Source organism: Flavihumibacter sp. UBA7668 (assembly GCF_002483205.1).
GTDB lineage: Bacteria > Bacteroidota > Bacteroidia > Chitinophagales > Chitinophagaceae > Flavihumibacter.
Genome location: NZ_DLHM01000002.1, coordinates 369,148 through 387,469, shown reverse-complemented (window position 1 = coordinate 387,469; position 18,322 = coordinate 369,148). Strand labels below are relative to the sequence as shown.

Here is an 18,322-nt window from a genome sequence, read left to right as displayed (position 1 = left end):
TTGCGAAAATTCTTTTAAATTTTTGGTGGACAGTAGAAAAATATCGGTTTTAGCAACACATGCTTGCCTTATTGCATTTTACAATTAATCCGGATCCTAGATTGACAGTTGTCAAGAGGTATTAAGAGTTTCTCTGTTAAGCAACAGCACTGGAATTTATAAACAGCTCCCTACTTCGGTAACAATGACTATGTCGGTAAATATTTCTTCCGAACTGATTTCATATCGTCACTCACCTTTCGATCCAGGATTTTTGCATATTGCTGCGTAGTCTTAATATCACGGTGCCCTAACATCTTTGATACCGTTTCTATAGGTACCCCATTATTTAGTGTAACTGTAGTCGCAAACGTATGACGGGCAATATGAAAAGTGAGGTTGGTTTGTATGGCACAGATGTCTGCGATTTCTTTTAAATATGCATTCATCTTTTGATTCGTAAGTATAGGAAGCACTGTGTTATTCAATTTGCATTGAGGATGATTTTGATATCGGTCAATTATTGCTCTGGCGTTTGGGAGCAACGGTATCCGTGTAGGAACTGCTGTTTTTTGTCGTTGCGATACAATCCATTCTTCGCCATCTATCCCAACGATGATCTCAGATGGCTTTAACTGCTTTACATCGACATACGCCAACCCTGTATAACAACTGAACAGAAATATATCTCTTACAATTCTTAACCGTTCTATTGCTATCTCTTTAGTTTCAATTTTCTGCAGTTCATTTTCTGTTAAAGCAAACCGCCGAACTTCCCGCTTTCCCATATTAAACCCGTAAAATGGATCTTTGGGTAACCAACCGCTTTTAAGGCAATGATTAACGATCTTACGGAAGTTACTCAGGTATTTCATGGTGGTATTGTGGTCACACTTGCGTACGCTTTTGAACCAGAATTCAAAATCACAAATCATTTCATAGTCCATTGTTTGGATAGGAATATCCGGAACGTTAAATTTCCATTGTATAAATGCCTGGGTGTGTCGCAGCGCAGTTTCATATCGCTTTAAGGTCATCGGAGCATACTGATGCCCCACCAACGCCTTCATCTTCTCATTATGCTGCTGAAACATCTCCATAAGCATTATTTTCCGTCGCTGCGTTTCAGTGCCCAATAACAGGTCTTTGATACTCTGGGCCGTTACGGGTTTGTCGCTTTCGATCAACTGCCGCTTCGCTTCAAATACCTTTTGTGTTAACGTATCCAGATAGGCATTAAACTCTCTTACCGCATCCGTTTTACCCTTCATACGCCCCGACGCATTGTTCCACTTATCAGTGTGGCATTTTCGCTTTGTACTGATTTCTACCGCGGTCCTATCCACGGTTATTTTCAGGTAAACGTGCAGCTCTCCATCAGCGGTAGACTTCGATTTTCGAAGAAAAAATAATAATCCAAAACTCTTTTCCATAACACCTCTTTTATAGGTTGTAAAATTAGATTTGATACATGAGTAAAAACCTACATGTATCGGTACAAAGTGTTAATAGAGAGCGAGTTGTGTAAGATTCATTGAACTCGGGTAAGGCCCGGTATGAGTTCAATGAATCGTTCAATGAACTTTTTGGTAAAGCGGGGTAAACTAGGGTCAGCTAAAAATGAAAAAAGCCCGCAAATACTGGGTTTTGCGAGCTTTCCACACGGTAGTTAACCGTGTTTAATACTAAAAAGTGGAGCTGGGGGGAGTCGAACCCCCGTCCAAACATATCCGCCGAAAGCTTTCTACATGCTTAGTTGATTATTACTTGTCGGGAAAGAACAGGAAAACAACAAACCAATTCCCTCCTTAGCTGGATAGTCTTAAGTTCAACTCACAGCCTGGTTGAACAGCAACCTGTATTTTGTTTTGAGTCGGCGGCGGAGCTTGGTAACAGATCAACCTGCTCAACGCGGCCCTAATGACTACTTAATCACTGATTAGGCAGCCATGGCATACTGTGTATTGCCATTTGAAGTTCGGGTATTCAGATTTACGTGCTAATTATCCAACGCACGGCATGCTTACACTCTCAAAGAACTACGCTGTCGAAACCAGTACAGCCCCCGTCGGAAGTTAGAAGTTTGAAGTACAAAGTTAGAAGTAACTAACAACAGACCTAAACTTCAAACTTCCAACCTCCTAATTCCAACTTGCAAAGATATGAAAATATCCTAGTTTCACGCCCTATGAAAAAGGATCCTTTACAGTTCTATACGAATCACCTCACAGCAATCAACACTGAAATTCAGGCAGTTTCGCAAAAAAGAAGCCGCATCTCTCTGCTCCGGGTCAGCACCCTGCTAATCGGTGCCGGCCTGCTCTATTTTTACAGATCCCAATCCTTCTCCCTGCTCTTCCTGCTTTTCGCCATCGCCCTCGCCATTTTCCTGCTCCTGGTGAAATTCAGTCTCCAGTATACAGAAAGACTCCTGCTCCTGAAAGAAATCGTTCGCCTTATAAACGAAGAACAAACCATCGCCCAACACCAGTTTACCCATCGGCCCGGGGGCGATCTGCTGCCCCCTCCCAAACACCCCTACGCCGGCGACCTCGACCTATTCGGAAAAGCCTCCCTCTTCCAGTTTCTTCACCGTACCACCGGCGAAGAAGCCCACGAAACCCTCGCCAACTGGCTGCTGAACCCCGCTTCCAATGAAGCTATCCTCACCCGGCAAGCCGCCTCCCGGGACCTGGCCTCCCAACCAGCCTGGAGCCTCCAATTCGAAGCCTATGGCCACCAACAACCGCTTACCAATAATGCACGCAATCAAATCCTGAACTGGGCAGCCACCAACTCCCAATACGCTCCTAAAAAAACTTGGAACCTGCTGCGTTTCGCCTGGCCCATTCTTGCTCTCGGCGCCCTGCTGCTGCATATCATAGACATCCTGCCAGCCGGCCCCTTTTACCTGCTGGTCCTTATTCTGCTCGCCACCGCTTTTTATATTTCCAAAGGCATCCAGCCCATTTATCGCCAACTCGATTCCATCCTCCCCTCCCTCGCTACCCTCTCCAATTCCCTCGAATGGATTGAATCCGCCAGTTTCAATGCCGATCTCCTGAAAAATCACCAGGCCGCCATCGCTACCAATAACTCACAAAAAGCCTCCGCCGCCATCCGCGAACTAAGAAAAATTCTCGACCGCTTTGATTACCGCCTCAATCCCCTGGTCTATATTCCCCTCAATACCTTCCTGCTCTGGGATCTCCAACAGGTCTGGAGCCTCGAAAACTGGAAAACCGGTCACCAGGCCGCTATCCGCCAATGGTTCACCACCATCGCCGAACTGGAAGCCCTCAACTCGCTGGGCCGCTTCTCTTTTAACCATCCATACTACAGCTTTCCGGAACTGAGTAATGACCCCGGTAGTTTCTCTGCCATCGGTCTCGGGCACCCACTGATTCCAGTGGAGAAATGCATCACCAACGATTTCAATACCAGCGGCCGGCCCGCTATCGCCCTCATCACCGGCTCCAATATGGCCGGAAAAAGTACCTTCCTCCGCAGCATCGGCATCAACCAGGTGCTGGCCATGGCCGGTGCCCCCGTAGTGGCGCAACAACTAACCGTCAGCAATATGCGCATCATGAGCAGTATGCGCATCGCCGATAACCTGGAAGAAAACACCTCCACTTTTTATGCAGAACTCACCAAACTGAAAAATATTATTGAAGCGGTAAATGCCGGAGAACCCGTTTTCCTGCTGCTCGATGAAATCCTGCGCGGCACCAATTCGCAGGATCGCCAAACCGGCTCCCGCGCGCTGATCCGCCAGCTCATCAAACAAAACGCAACCGGACTCCTTGCCACCCACGACCTGGCCCTGACAGAACTTCAAACAGAAGCACCCGCCGCTATCACCAACTATCATTTTGATGTATCGGTCGAAAACGAAGAACTCTTTTTCGATTACAAACTGAAAACCGGCATCTGCACCAGCATGAACGCCAGCATCCTCATGAAAAAAATCGGCATCGATTTGTAACCACCGGTCGGGTGCCACCGGTCGGGTGAATTTTCACGGAAGAAAATAATCGGGATAATCAGACATAACCACATCTACGCCCATTTGCTTCAGGCGTTCAATGTCTTTTTTGTTGTTCACCGTCCAGGTTACTACCAGCATGTTTTTAGTATGGCAGTAAGCGATGAGTTCAGGCGTAACCAACTGATAAGGCGGACTATAAGCTGTTGGTGTAAAGCTGAGTTTCTTCAGGTTGTCGAGGTAATGCCCCTGCCCTACCAGGTAGGCAGTTTTCACATCCGGATATTGCTGATGTAGATATTCGAGCGTCTCAATATCGAACGATTGAATAATTACCCGATCAGGAATGCTTTTTGCGCTGATAATTTGGATTACACTATCCACCAAATCAACTTTATATCGGGGAGCCAGACTAGCATTCGGCACCTTTATCTCCATGGAATAATTCGGCAGCTTTAAATCTCCGCGCCGGGCATAAGATTCGACCGAATCAATCAGTTCGGTCAGCAGCGGTATACCCGCTTTCACCCGCTTTCTTCTGGGAAAATCCGGATGTGCCCGCATGCCCAGGTCGTAGGGCTTTAATTCAGCATAAGTAAAATCAATGATTTTCTTTTTCGCAGCTTGCTCCTGCGTCACTGGCGTACCATCGGGATTACTGCCAAATTTGGGAGATATCTTATCATCATGATAAACAAACACTTTTTTGTCTTTGCTGAGATAAAGATCCATTTCCAAACCGACCCCAAAATCCATCGCGTTCTGCATCGCAATAATGGTGTTCTCCGGCATTAGCGCACTACCTCCCCTGTGCGCCATCTTTTCAAACGACTGAGAAAAGCCTGGCAGAACTACCAGCGTATTTAATGAGACCAATAAAACCGGAACTGAAATCCTGTTTTTATACCACATCATAATATGCATGCTATTTAAACAACCGGAAGATATCCAGTCCCAGCGCATAGGCCATCAACCCAAGCAGCAAAATCATGCCCACCATCTGTGCATACTCCATGAACTTATCGCTCGGCTTGCGGCCCGATATCATTTCATAGAGCGTGAACAACGCGTGACCGCCATCCAGTCCGGGTATGGGTAATATATTCATCAGCGCCAGCACCAGACTGAAAAATGCCGTCAGTCCCCAGAACTGCTGCCAGTCCCAAACAGGCGCAAACATCTTTCCAATACTGATCACACTGCCCAATGATTCATTGGTATTTACCTTGCCGCTGAAAATCAATTTTAATTGCAGCCAATAAGAAGTAAGTGTTTCAATACTTTTCTTGAATCCGGCAGGAACCGCTTCAAGAAATCCGTATTTAACTTCTTTTAGTTCAAACTTGTCGGCAAATGATAAAGGGGTAATGCCCAATACGCCGGTTTTAGGAATCGCTGCACTAACCTGAAGGGTGTCTGCCCCCCGTGCTACCTTCAACTGAACCGTCTTCTCTTTATTCTTGCGAATTAATAACTGAAACGTATGAAAATAAGGAACAGGCTGGTTGTTCACCGCCAGAATTTTATCTCCCTTGCGCAAGCCTGCTTTCATCGCCGCACTGGTATCCGCAATGGTATTTAATCCCAAAAACGGAACCCGCATATCAATAAAACTGATGGCTTTATAATGGATCAGATCCGCCGCAAAACTTTCAGGAATGTCAATGGTTACCGGTTTGCCATCGCGCTCCACTTCAAATGTTTTGGCACCATTCAGAATAACCCGCAAGGGAATTTTATTAAACCGATCAATATATTCTCCGTCTACCGAAAGAATTTTATCGCCATCACGCAGTCCAATGCTTTGTGCAATGGAATCGGTGGCAATACCATAGGTGAATTTATTGGTAGGTACATAGGACTCACCCCAGTACCATAACATCATGGCATAAATCAGGAACCCGAGTACCAGGTTCACAATTACCCCGCCTACCATTATTATTAAACGCTGCCAGGCCGGTTTACTTCGGAATTCATAAGGCTTCGGTGGCAGTTTTAGCTGCTCCTTATCCATGCTCTCATCCACCATACCACTGATCTTCACATATCCACCAAATGGCACCCAGCCCAAACCATATTCGGTTTCGCCGATTTTTTTCTTAAACAAAGAAAACCAGGGATTGAAAAACAGGTAAAACTTCTCCACCCGGCACTTGAACCAGCGCGCTGGTAAAAAATGGCCTAATTCATGGAGAATAACGATAATCGAAAAAGAAAGGATAAACTGCCCGGCTTTTACTCCTACTTCCGCCCAATTAATTGCTAAAAATATCATATGATTCAGTCAGGTACTATGTATGAATGTTGACAAATATCAGTGAAAAAACCCTATCAGAACTATAATTTTTTTAGGCGGTACAACGGATTAAAACACTAATTTGTCAGGTTTAATAAACGATCGATACATGAAGAAATTAGTTTTATCCGCTGCTGTGGTCCTGAGTTTAACCGCCTGTTTGAAAACCAAAGATTTACCACCGGATGAGCGGGTACTGGTTACCATCTCCTTTGCCAATATAAACACCCCCGATTCTGCCAAAACAACGGATACGGTTACTGCTACGATCCGTGTTACCGCCCCCGATCAGTGTTACCGTTTTGAAGGCATCGATACCCGTGAATCCGGTACCAATCAGTTTGATATTCAGGCTATTGGATCCAAACCAAACCCTGCTTTACCAGCCGTTACCTGTGAACCTTTCCCTTATTCCAAAGACACCACCTTCAAATTCCGTTTGCAGGTGCAAGGAAAATATACCCTTCGCTATTTCAACGGTACCACCCTGGTTCAGGCAGATACCCTGATCATTAAAAATTAAAGATGAATGAGTGTGGCGGCAAATTCACGTGCCGCCGCATCCGTTTCAAAATATTGTTCCAGAGTGGGTTGGGCAATGAAGTCCATTTTATTCATGGTACGCTCGATCACATCGGTCATATCCAGAAAACCCACTCTGTTTCTTAAAAATGCATACACCGCTATCTCATTGGCGGCATTCAGAATACAGGGCAGATTTCCCCCTCTTTGCAGAGCTTCCGTGGCCAATGCCAGATTCCGGAAGGTTTTTACATCCGGTTCCTCAAAGGTGAGGGTATTCGGTTTGCGGAAATCATAGCGGGCAAACTGGTTCACAATCCGTTGCGGAAAAGCCATCGCGTATTGAATCGGCAGTTTCATATCTGGCAGCCCCATCTGTGCCTTGATGGATCCATCCTCAAACTGCACCATACTGTGAATAATGCTCTGCGGATGCACCAATACCTGCACCTGATCGGGCTTCAGATTAAACAACCATTTCGCCTCAATCATTTCCAGCCCCTTATTCATTAAGGTGGCTGAATCAATGGTGATCTTGGCCCCCATGCTCCAGTTCGGATGCTGCAGCGCATGATCCCGCTTTACATTCACCAGAAAATTGGGTTTTTTCCCCAGAAAAGGGCCACCTGAAGCAGTTAATATAATCTTGTCAATAGGATTCAGGTTCTCCCCCACCAGGCACTGAAAAATAGCAGAATGTTCACTGTCCACCGGTATGATGGGGACCCGCTTTTCAATCGCTTTCTGCATCACGATATCCCCCGCCACTACCAGGGTTTCCTTATTGGCAAGCGCCACCGGTTTGCCCTGTTCCACGGCCTGCAGAGTGGGTTTTAATCCCGCAAAGCCCACAATTCCGGCCAGCATGAGGTCATAACAGTCCATCGCGGCCACTTCCTCCAGTGCTTTTTCACCGGCAAATACCTTTACATCGGTAGAGGACAAAGCCTGTTTCACTTTCTGGTATTTGCTCTCATCTCCAATCACCACAATATTGGGCTGAAATTTCAATGCCTGCTGAATCAGCAGTTCATCATTCTGTTGCGCAGTTAGTACCTCCGCTGTAAACAACTGCGGATTGGCTTCAATTACAGCCAATGCCTGCGTTCCTATAGATCCCGTAGATCCGAATAGTGCGATACGTTTTTGCATGGAGGGCAAATTAACGCAATAATTCCTCCACTGCCGAATTTGTAGCGCTAAAATTGAAGCGGTTTAATACTGCCTGCATGGCCCCGCTGATTTGTTCAGTGCAGAGCTGGCCGATACTGCCTTCGTGGCTATGCTGCACTTGGGTTGAATACCGGTATTCCCCATTCTCAATTGACATTCCCACCTGCTTATAGGCATCCCGAAAGGGAAGTCCTGCCAATACCAGCTTGTTTACTTCCTCCACACTAAACAAATACCGGTATTTTTCGTCTTTCAGAATATCGGGCTGGATCTCGATATTCGATAACATTAATCCCGCCATTTTCAAACAATCTTTCAGCGTGCTGAAAGCGGGGAATAAATGTTCCTTCAATAATTGCAGATCGCGATGATAGCCCGATGGCAGGTTGGTGGTCATCAGCATAATTTCATTCGGCAATGCCTTGATCCGGTTTCCATGTGAACGGATCAGTTCAAACACATCCGGATTTTTTTTATGCGGCATGATGCTGCTGCCGGTGGTCAACTCCGGTGGAAAACTGATAAACCCGAAATTCTGATTCAGGAACAAACAGGCATCCATCGATAATTTGGCAAGCGTATCTGCGAGATTGGCCAAGGCCATGGCAACAATTCGTTCTGCCTTACCTCTTCCCATTTGCGCATATACCACATTGTGATTCAGTTGTGCAAATCCTAACAATTCGGTTGTGCGCTGGCGTTTGATGGGGAAAGAGGAACCATATCCTGCAGCCGATCCCAACGGATTTTTATTCACCACTTCATAGGCAGACTGAATAGTCACCAGATCATCCACCAGACTTTCTGCATAGGCGCCAAACCATAATCCGAAAGAAGAAGGCATAGCCAGTTGCAAATGTGTATACCCGGGTAGCAAATGCGCTTTGTATTTTTCACTCTGCGTTTGCAGCAATTCGAAAAATGGCTGAATTTCTTCTACCAGTGCCTGCAGTTCATCGCGCAGAAATAATTTAAGATCCACCAGTACCTGATCATTCCGGCTGCGGGCACTGTGGATTTTTTTACCGGTATCACCCAAGGCAGCCGTTAATAAAAACTCCACCTGCGAATGAATATCTTCTACGCCGTCTGCAATTTTTAATTCGCCTTTTGCCGCGATGGCATAAATCGATTTTAGCTCTCTTAGCAAATCGTCTCTTTCCGTTTTGGTCAGCAGGCCGATTTCCTCCAGCATGATGGCATGCGCCATATTCCCCAATACATCCTGTTTGGCCATCAGCTGATCAAACTCGCGATCACGCCCCACTGTAAACTGCTCTACTTCCTTCAGCGATTGTATATTTTTTTGCCAGAGTTTCATGCCTGATTCGATTTAGTTGATTGATAGAGCGCCATAGCTTGCTGCAACAATTGTATATAAGTGGTGATTCCTTCATTTATTTCATGCAGATAAATAAATTCATCGGCAGAATGACTTCTTCCACTGAAACCCGGACCGCATTTCAATGCCGGGAAAGGCAATAGGGCTTTATCCGAACAGGTAGGCGAGCCATAGGTTTGTTTACCGAGTCCTATGCCCGCCTGCACCAGCGGGTGGGTATCGCCAATTGCCGTGGCCCGCATCCGTAAACTTCTTGGTTTAATTTCCGCGTCCACATTTGCCTTTACGATGTCCACTATTTCTTCATGCGTATAGGCATCGGTTACCCGAATATCCACCGTAAACTGACAGGTTCCCGGCACTACATTATGCGCCTTGTTTTCCGTTTGAATAACGGTCACATTCATATGCACAGGACCAAGTGTGGGTGATATTTTGGGAAACTGGTAGTTCCGGAACCAGTTGATTGCGTCCATGGCTTTGTACAGGGCATTGATTCCTTCCTGCCGGGCCGCATGGCCGGTTTTTCCGGTTACGGTGCAGTCCAGCACCAGCAGTCCTTTCTCTGCTACAGCAAGTTCCATTTCAGTGGGTTCTCCAACAATGGCCGACCAACCATCAAATGCAAGAGCCTGGTGAGTTGTTTGCGTTGGCATAGTTTGGTCAGTTAAAACAAGCTGCCCTGTTTTTTGTAAAAAATCCGGATCCTTCAGCAAAGCCTCCACTCCGTTAACCCCCGATATTTCTTCTTCGGCCGTGGCTGCCAGCACCAGGTTGATGGGCAGCTTTTCCTGTTTGTAAAAATGCAGGAAGCAGGCAATCAGCGCTACCAGCGGACCGCCGGCATCATTGCTCCCGAGTCCGTATAATTTGCCGTCTTCAATTATTGGTTCAAAGGGATTCTTCGTGTACTGCGGATTGGGCTTCACCGTATCGTGGTGCGAATTCAGCACCACAGTTGGTTTACCCGGACTGTAAAATTTATTGACTGCCCACACATTGTTGAGCTGCTGGTTCACTTCTACTCCCCGCTCTCCCAGGAAACGACGAATCAGCGCCGCCGTGCCCTGCTCCTCCCGGCTCAGGCTCGGCGTACTGATCAGGCCCTTCAAGAGCCCCAGCGCTTCCTCATATAATTGTTCCACTTGCATTATTTCTCTTCACCCGACCGGTGCCACCGGTCGGGTGGCACCGGTCGGGTGAACATGATCAACCCGAAATCAGGGTGCCGGAAGTATCGGATCCGGTGTTGCGCACCAGGTCGGCAGCATGGCCAATCAACACTTCCTGCACCCCTTTGTTTATAGCATCAAAAGCATTGTCCAGTTTCGGAAGAATGCCCGCAAATAATTTTTGTTCTGCTTTTAACTGTACATATAATTCCGGATTGATAAACCGGATCACCGATCCCTCATCCTCCACATTTTCCAATATCCCCTTTTTCTCAAAACAGTAAATCAGCCGAACCCGATAACTCGCCGATAGTGCGATGGCAATTGTTGCCGCCATCGTATCCGCATTGGTATTGAGCATATGGCCGGCTCCATCATGCGTCAACGGCGCAAGTACCGGAACAAATCCATTATCTAGCAAAACTTTCCAGCGATCCAATGGCAAGCTGTCTGCCTGCACATCGCCCACCCAACCATAATCGATTGTTTTAACCGGCCGTTTTATTGCCGGTAATAAATTTCCATCTGCACCGGTAATGCCAATCGCATTACAATTGATCGACTGTAATTGCGCCACCAGTTGTTTATTCACCAGTCCGCCATACACCATCGTTACCAGATCAATGGTTGCATCATCCGTGATACGTCGGCCATCTACATAATTCGATTGGATCCCCAACTGATCACCTAACCTGGTGGCAATTTTCCCGCCACCATGGACAAGGATTTTCGGTCCGGGTATCAAGGCAAAATCACGCAGAAAATCCTGCAATGCAATCGCATCATCCAATACATTCCCACCTATCTTGATTACAAAAACCATGGTATTTGTTTAGCGCGAAGAATTTATTTTCCGCGAAGAATTTCCGACAACACCGCCTGCGCCGCCCAAACCCGATTACCGGCCTGCGTAGTAACCAGACTGTTTGCACCATCCAGAATTTCATCGCTCAATTCCACATTCCTGCGCACAGGCAAACAATGCATCACCCGCGCGTTATTGGTGTGTGCCAGTTTTTCATTGGTCATCATCCATTCGGGATCATTGGTATATATCTTTCCATAATCCTGAAACGTACTCCAGTTTTTGACATACACAAAATCGGCCTCCTTCAGGGCTTCATCCTGATTGTATTCGATGCGCGCTCCTTTTGTGAACTGTTCGGACAACTCATAATCTTCGGGATGCGTGATCACAAAATCCGCTTCTCCCCAGGCATTTACCCATTGCGCAAAACTATTTGCCACACATTGCGGTAAGGGTTTCACGTGTGGTGCCCAGGTCAGCACAACTTTGGGTTTGCGTCCGGCAAAGCGAGCCACCTGCGAAGGTTGCCGCATATATTCCTGCATCGTAATGATATCTGTCAGACTCTGCAGCGGATGCAGGGTCGCACTCTCCAGACTCACAATTGGAATCCCCGCATATTTTATAAACTGTCTTATATATAATTCAGAATAATCGTCCTCCTTGTTCTTCAGTGATGGAAAAGTCCGGATACATAAAATATCAAAATACTTTCCCATTATCGGGGCTGCATCTTTCACATGCTCTACGGTATTGCCACTCATGATGGCTTCTTCCTCAAATTCCAGCGCCCAACCTTCACTGCCCACATTAAACACCACAGCCTCCATACCCAGTTGCTGTGCCGCTACCTGGGTACTCAATCGGGTCCGCATACTCGGATTCAGAAACAACATCCCGATTCGTTTGCGATGCCCCAATGCCTCATCCTTAAACGGATACGCCTTATACGCCAATGCCGATTCCACCAACTGTTGCAAATCAGCAACATCCTGAACAGAAGTAAAATTTTTCATCGTTTCGTTTTTTCGATCACCCGACGGGTACTAAAATTTCTTTGCGAACAGCCGAAAGGAATTCATCAGCTTCCGTTTCTGTTAAGCCGAGCGAAGGCAGTAAACGGATTACATTCGGTTTAGCCTCGCCGGTAAAAATAAAATGATCATTCAGCAATACCTTACGGAGCTCTTTATGCGAATCCGGTAAATCAAACCCAATCATCAATCCACGTCCCCGTACATTTTTCAATTCAGGCATCTCCTTCAGCGCATTAATCAGATGCGTACCAACTTTTTCTGCATTCGCAATCAATCCCTCTTTTTCAATTACTTCCAATACAGCAAGTGCTGCAACGCAGGCCAGTTGATTACCTCCAAATGTGGTACCGAGCATACCATGCTTTGGATGAAGATGGGGAGCAATCGAAATGGCTCCAATTGGAAATCCATTTCCCATCCCCTTCGCCATGGAATAGATATCTGCGTTTACTCCCGCAAAATCATGCGAATAAAATTTACCCGAACGGCCATATCCGCATTGTATAGAATCCGCTATATAAACAGATCCGTTTGCATCACAGAGCTCGCGGATCGTTTGCAAAAATTCATCCGATGCCACATTGATTCCGCCCACGCCCTGAATCCCTTCCACAATTACAGCCGCGATATCTTTTCCCTGTGCATTGAAAACTGCTCTAAGCGCATCCACATCATTGAAAGGAAGAAAAATTACGGCATCGGTCTGGTTTACCGGTGCAACAATAGCCGGATTATCAGTGGCCGCCACCGCCAGTGATGTTCTGCCATGAAAGGCTTTTTTAAAGGCAATAATCTTTCTTCTTCCGGTATGAAAAGAAGCCAGCTTCAGCGCATTTTCATTGGCCTCCGCTCCCGAATTACAAAGGAATAACTGATAGTTTTCTTTTCCGGAAACACGTCCCAATAAATCGGCCAGTTCTTTCTGTTGAGGGATCACCACCGAATTGGAATAAAAGGCAATTTTTTCCAGTTGCTCCTCAATGCGCTCCACCCAATGCGGATGCGTGTGACCAATAGAAATAACAGCGTGACCGCCGTACATATCCAGATACATTTGTCCCTTATCATCCCATACCCGTGCGCCTTTTGCTGAGGTGATGGTGATGTTGTTAAGAGGGTATACGTCGAAGAGTTTCATAATTAGTGAATAAAGTGAAAGAGTGAATAAATGTGAAGGGGGTCCTGCAATTAGAAGCCGGCAGCTTTTAATTGCAGGCCACTTCGTTCATCACGATCAAACAGGAGGTTCATATTCTGTACAGCCTGACCGCTTGCACCTTTTAATAAATTATCAATGGCACTATGCACCACCAGTTTGCTGCCCACTTTTTCCAATTGAACCACCGCTTTATTGGTATTCACGATCTGTTTCAAAAAAATCGCGTCCCTGCTCACCACAGTAAATGGATGATCTGCATAAAACACTTCATACAAGGCCTGTAATTCTTCAAAAGGCAACTCCATATGAAGGGTGGAACTGATAAATATACCACGGGCGAAATCACCCCGCCAGGGTACAAAACTCAGATCGATATCGCTATCCGGCTGCAACTGCAAAAGTGATTCCCCGATTTCTCCAAGGTGCTGATGCGTAAGGGTTTTATATGCCTGAATATTATTGGCTCTCCAGCTGAAATGCGAAGTAGCACTCAATCCCTGTCCGGCACCGGTAGATCCGGTAATACCGGTTGTGTAAATTTCATCCAGCAAGCCGGCTTTTGCCAGTGGCAACAAACCCAATTGAATAGCTGTTGCAAAACAACCCGGATTTGCAATGGCCGAAGCAGTGCGGATGGCTTCCCGATTTAATTCGGGCAACCCGTACACAAAATCCAGTTCACCTAAAGCAGCTGATTGTTTCAATCGAAAATCATTCGACAGATCAATAATTTTTGTTCCTGCAGCAGGCGGATTTGCTTCCAGAAATTTCCTTGCCTCCCCATGCCCCGTACAAAGAAACAAACAGTCCACTTTCCAATCCAGTGAATCCGTAAATAACAAATCCGTATCACCCAGTAAATCTGCATGTACAGAATGCAAGGGCTTTCCCGCACTGCTTTTGCTGTGCACAAAAACCAGTTCAGCAAACGGATGATTGATGAGCAGACGAATCAACTCTCCACCCGTATATCCCGCCCCGCCAATTATGCCCGCTTTTATTTTACTCATACTTTCACTTTTAACTTTTCACCCCTTCTCACTTTTCACTTTTCACCTTTCACTTCCTCATTGACGCTATTCCAGATCGCCGTCTGATTCCCAAAGATCTTACTGAACCCACGCACATCCTGACCCGTCCAGCCACTATTCATTTCACCATATTTTCCAAACTTGCTCGACATCAGATCGTGTTTCGATTCAATCCCAATGATCTGAAAACGATAGGGGTGCAATTGTACAAACACATCACCGGTTACCGTTTCCTGCGAATGCGTCAGGAAGGCTTCAATATCACGCATTACCGGATCCAGAATTTGTCCCTCATGCAACCAGTTGCCATAAAACTGCGCTAACTGATCTTTCCAGCTCAGCTGCCATTTGGTTAATACATGTTTCTCCAGTGCATGATGACTCTTCAAAATCACCATTGGTGCCGCTGCTTCAAATCCCACACGTCCTTTAATTCCAATAATGGTATCACCCACATGGATATCCCTGCCAATACCAAATGGTCCGGCTATTTTTTGTACTTCCTGAATAGCTTCAACCGGATGATCAAAACTCCGGCCATTAACTCCGGTCAGATGTCCTTTTTCAAAATGAAGTACCAGTTCTTCCGGTGTGGTTTTAGTTACCTGTGTAGGCCAGGCTTCTTCCGGCAACAGGCCTTTACTGTTCAGGGTTTCCTTTCCGCCCACACTGGTTCCCCACAACCCTTTATTAATGGAATATTGTGCTTTGTCAAAATTCATTTCCACATCGCGCGCTTTGAGGTAATCGATCTCGGCTTCGCGACTCAGTTGCAGATCTCGGATGGGTGTCAGAATCGGCAGATTGGGAATCATGATATGAAATACCATATCAAACCGAACCTGATCATTTCCGGCTCCGGTACTTCCATGTGCTACTGCATCGGCACCAATGGCACGTGCATGTTCTGCAATATGAATGGCCTGGCTCAGGCGTTCTGCCGAAACACTCAATGGATACGTATTATTCTTCAATACATTTCCGAAAATCAGGTATTGTATAATGCGATCATAATATCCCTTCACGGCATCCACGGTAGTATGCGATTTTACGCCGAGTTTTTTGGCATGCGCTTCAATTCTTGTCAATTCTTCTTCACTGAATCCACCCGTATTTACAATAATGGAATAAACTTCATATCCCAGCTCTTCAAACAAATATTTAGCACAATAGGTAGTGTCCAGTCCGCCGCTAAATCCGAGTACAACTTTTTTCGATGTCATCTTCGCTTATAAGTTTAGAAATGAAAGAATGAAAAGAACCTTTTTTTTACCTGTCCGCCACCGCCACCGGATTTAGAATCGGAGCCGGTTATTTTCCTGAATGCTTTTAGAAAACGTGATTTCTTTAAACGCAGCAGGCGTTCATAGCCTTTGGAATGCTGCTTGAAATCTTCGGCTGTTTCTTCCGGTTGGTAATGGTCTTTGGGATCATAGAGCATGGCTGTGCAAAAACAATTTTTGCGTTCCTTGCTCATGAGAATATCGTAATTCACACAACTCTTACAACCCGCCCAGAATGCTTCATCCTGGGTTAATTCGGAGTAAGTTACCGGTTCATATCCTAAATCGGAATTAATTTTCATTACTGCAAGTCCGGTTGTGAGACCGAAAATCTTGGCATTTGGATAGAGCTTTCTGGAGAGGGCAAAAATATTTTCCTTGATGCGTTTTGCCACACCGCTTTTTCTGTATTCAGGAGAAACGATCAGACCCGAATTGGCAACATACTCACCATGACTCCAGGTTTCGATATAACAAAAGCCCACCCATGCCCCTTCTTCTGTAACAGCAATCACCGATTTTCCTTCTTTCATCTTTTGTTCGATGTATTCAGGAGAACGTTTGGCGATACCGGTACCCCTGGCCTTGGCCGAGGATTCCATCTCATCAGTAATGGTAACGGAATAATGTATATCATCGGGAGTGGCTACCCTCACGATAATGGCGGAATTTTCCACTTGCAATAAATTAAAGGATCAGTAAACTGGCTGCGTACACGTTGGGTGTAAGAACTTAAATCATTGGGGCTTTTTTCACTGATAGGGGCCGGTGCAAAGGGCTCGTCCTATCAGCATCCACGTCGCGGTCGGGGAAGAAAACAAAAGGCATGTAAAAGTACATCAACCTGGCTGTCCAGCTGAAAGGGAGCGCTATATGGTTGGAAACTATTCATTATTCGTTTAATTGCCTATGTTTAAAATGCGAGCCAAAATTATACGTTTTTAATGAACTTCTCCCAAATTATTCATTAAAATATTGTTAGGCAGGCAAAATATTGAATATTATCAAACGCTTGTTAGTTTTATTCCCGCTCAAACCAGGGTTCTAAGGCCTCTGCCAGTTTGCGATCATTGCTTAATCGCGGCACTTTATTTTGTCCGCCCAGTTTGCCAATACTCTTCATGTAATCAATAAATCCATTCTTGCGTACCGGCGTAATTTTTAATGGAAGTAAAATATTTCCGGTAATGAGATCATCGTAATAGATATTTTTTTTGCGCAGGTTTTCATTTACCTGTTGTGCAAAAGCAGCCATATTATCCGGCACCGTATCAAACTCAATAAACCATTCATGAAAGGATTTCCCTTTATCCTGTGATATCATAGGTGCCACGGTAAACTCCGTAATATGTACACCGGTTTCCGTTGCTGCTTTCATCAGACTGTATTCCACTTCTTCTCCAATCACATGTTCTCCAAATGCAGAAATAAAATGCTTGATTCTTCCGGATACAATTATTCTATACGGATCAGTGGAAACAAATTTGATGGTATCGCCAATATTATAACTCCACAAACCGGCATTGCTGTTGATGACGAGGGCATAGTTCTCTCCTATTTTTACGTCCTGTAAAGAAAGCCTGGTTGGATTCTCCGTAAATATTTCATTCACAGGTACAAATTCAAACCAGATTCCGCTGTTGGTATTTAGTAAAAGTCCCTCTGCATGCTGACTGTCCTGAAAAGCAAAAAATCCTTCCGAAGCAGGAAAGGTTTCAATGGCTGCCACCGATCTGCCAATACTGTCGAGCAGTTTCGCTTTATATGGTTCGAAATTCACCCCGCCGTGCACGAGAACCGAAAATTCCGGAAACAGTTCCCCTACCCGTTTTCCGCTTTTTTCCATGAGCCGGTCGAAATACATCTGCATCCAGGGTGGAATTCCACTGATCAGAGTCATATTCTGCCGGATGGTTTCCTCCACAATTTTATCGAGCTTGGTCTCCCACTCCTCCATACAATTGGTTTCGTAAGAAGGCAACTGATTTTTTCGCAGGTAACTGGGAATATGGTGATTTACAATTCCGCTTAACCGGCCGGTTGGAATTCCTGCCATCCGTTCCAGTTCCGGGGAACCCGATAAAAAGATCATATTACCATCCGCAAACTTTGCATTTCCCGATTCAGCCATATAGCAGAGCAATGCATTTCGGGCCGTATTAATATGATTGGGGATGGAATCTTTGGTTATGGGGATGTATTTCACGCCACTTGTTGTACCCGAAGTTTTAGCAAAATAGATGGGCTTACCTTTCCATAATATATTGTGTTTGCCTTCTTTTACCAGTTCGATCCAGGGTTTGATCTGCTCATAATCGCGGATGGGTACCGCCTGCCGGAATTCCTCCATCGTCTTCACCTCACCCAGGTGGTGATCTTTTCCGAACTGGGTTCCGGAGCCTGTTTTCAGCAGTTCCCGGAAAATGGCTTCCTGGTCGGGTACCGCCTGTTGCATCGACCTTTTTACCTGCTTATAAACGTAGGAGGCGAAGGGTTTAGCAAGAAAAGACTTGAATTTCATAGCACTATGAT

The 18,322-nt window shown here is 45.7% G+C and carries 15 protein-coding genes and 1 other RNA gene; 2 read left to right on the top strand and 14 right to left on the bottom strand.

The annotated features are described in order from the left end of the window. Positions 1 to 188: 188 nt before the first annotated feature. Both B2746_RS05315 and ssrA read right to left on the bottom strand, forming a co-directional pair. Complete coding sequence (locus B2746_RS05315; RefSeq protein WP_290791727.1) at positions 189 to 1,412, bottom strand: site-specific integrase; 1,224 nt, start codon at positions 1,410 to 1,412, stop codon at positions 189 to 191. A gap of 257 nt (positions 1,413 to 1,669) precedes the next feature. Then, positions 1,670 to 2,045: a transfer-messenger RNA gene (gene ssrA, locus B2746_RS05310) on the bottom strand. Positions 2,046 to 2,167: 122 nt separating this feature from the next. Between ssrA and B2746_RS05305 the strand changes: the two genes are divergently transcribed. Further along, positions 2,168 to 3,967, top strand: coding sequence for a MutS-related protein (locus tag B2746_RS05305; RefSeq protein WP_290791725.1), 1,800 nt, complete (start codon positions 2,168 to 2,170; stop codon positions 3,965 to 3,967). A 33-nt stretch (positions 3,968 to 4,000) separates the two neighbouring features. Here the strand turns inward: B2746_RS05305 and B2746_RS05300 are convergent, their stop codons facing one another. Further along, the gene (locus B2746_RS05300; RefSeq protein ID WP_290791723.1) at positions 4,001 to 4,882 is read right to left on the bottom strand and encodes a glycerophosphodiester phosphodiesterase family protein; all 882 of its coding nucleotides are present in this window, start codon (positions 4,880 to 4,882) and stop codon (positions 4,001 to 4,003) included. A gap of 10 nt (positions 4,883 to 4,892) precedes the next feature. After that, positions 4,893 to 6,242, bottom strand: a complete 1,350-nt coding sequence (gene rseP, locus B2746_RS05295) for an RIP metalloprotease RseP (RefSeq protein ID WP_290791721.1) — start codon at positions 6,240 to 6,242, stop codon at positions 4,893 to 4,895. A 130-nt stretch (positions 6,243 to 6,372) separates the two neighbouring features. Here rseP and B2746_RS05290 point away from each other — a divergent pair, with 130 nt between their 5' ends. Continuing rightward, positions 6,373 to 6,786 carry a hypothetical protein gene (locus B2746_RS05290; protein WP_290791719.1) on the top strand — a complete coding sequence of 138 codons (414 nt, stop codon included), beginning with the start codon at positions 6,373 to 6,375 and terminating at the stop codon, positions 6,784 to 6,786. On the opposite strand, the gene B2746_RS05285 is transcribed toward B2746_RS05290, so the two are convergent. From B2746_RS05285 to B2746_RS05240, 10 genes are all read right to left on the bottom strand, one after another. After that, positions 6,783 to 7,937, bottom strand: coding sequence for a 1-deoxy-D-xylulose-5-phosphate reductoisomerase (locus tag B2746_RS05285; RefSeq protein WP_290791717.1), 1,155 nt, complete (start codon positions 7,935 to 7,937; stop codon positions 6,783 to 6,785). The two genes, B2746_RS05290 and B2746_RS05285, sit on opposite strands and share 4 nt — an antisense overlap. Positions 7,938 to 7,947: 10 nt before the next feature. Further along, positions 7,948 to 9,279 (bottom strand): argininosuccinate lyase, encoded by a 1,332-nt coding sequence (gene argH / locus B2746_RS05280; RefSeq protein WP_290791715.1) that lies wholly within the window; start codon positions 9,277 to 9,279, stop codon positions 7,948 to 7,950. After that, positions 9,276 to 10,451: a M20 family metallo-hydrolase gene (locus tag B2746_RS05275; protein ID WP_290791713.1), complete on the bottom strand. Its 1,176-nt coding sequence runs from the start codon at positions 10,449 to 10,451 to the stop codon at positions 9,276 to 9,278. Before B2746_RS05275 ends, argH begins: the two co-directional genes overlap by 4 nt. A gap of 58 nt (positions 10,452 to 10,509) precedes the next feature. Continuing rightward, positions 10,510 to 11,295: an acetylglutamate kinase gene (gene argB, locus B2746_RS05270; RefSeq protein WP_290791711.1), complete on the bottom strand. Its 786-nt coding sequence runs from the start codon at positions 11,293 to 11,295 to the stop codon at positions 10,510 to 10,512. Between the two features lie 23 nt (positions 11,296 to 11,318). Next, positions 11,319 to 12,296 carry an acetylornithine carbamoyltransferase gene (locus tag B2746_RS05265; protein WP_290791709.1) on the bottom strand — a complete coding sequence of 326 codons (978 nt, stop codon included), beginning with the start codon at positions 12,294 to 12,296 and terminating at the stop codon, positions 11,319 to 11,321. A 16-nt stretch (positions 12,297 to 12,312) separates the two neighbouring features. Further along, complete coding sequence (locus tag B2746_RS05260; protein WP_290791707.1) at positions 12,313 to 13,455, bottom strand: aspartate aminotransferase family protein; 1,143 nt, start codon at positions 13,453 to 13,455, stop codon at positions 12,313 to 12,315. A gap of 50 nt (positions 13,456 to 13,505) precedes the next feature. Further along, on the bottom strand, positions 13,506 to 14,486 hold the full coding sequence (gene argC / locus B2746_RS05255) for an N-acetyl-gamma-glutamyl-phosphate reductase (protein WP_290791705.1): 981 nt from the start codon (positions 14,484 to 14,486) through the stop codon (positions 13,506 to 13,508). Between the two features lie 35 nt (positions 14,487 to 14,521). Beyond that, positions 14,522 to 15,730: an argininosuccinate synthase gene (locus tag B2746_RS05250; protein ID WP_290791702.1), complete on the bottom strand. Its 1,209-nt coding sequence runs from the start codon at positions 15,728 to 15,730 to the stop codon at positions 14,522 to 14,524. Positions 15,731 to 15,744: 14 nt separating this feature from the next. Next, positions 15,745 to 16,467, bottom strand: coding sequence for a GNAT family N-acetyltransferase (locus B2746_RS05245; protein ID WP_290791700.1), 723 nt, complete (start codon positions 16,465 to 16,467; stop codon positions 15,745 to 15,747). A gap of 344 nt (positions 16,468 to 16,811) precedes the next feature. Next, on the bottom strand, positions 16,812 to 18,311 hold the full coding sequence (locus B2746_RS05240) for a GH3 auxin-responsive promoter family protein (RefSeq protein WP_290791698.1): 1,500 nt from the start codon (positions 18,309 to 18,311) through the stop codon (positions 16,812 to 16,814). Between the last annotated feature and the right edge of the window lie 11 nt (positions 18,312 to 18,322).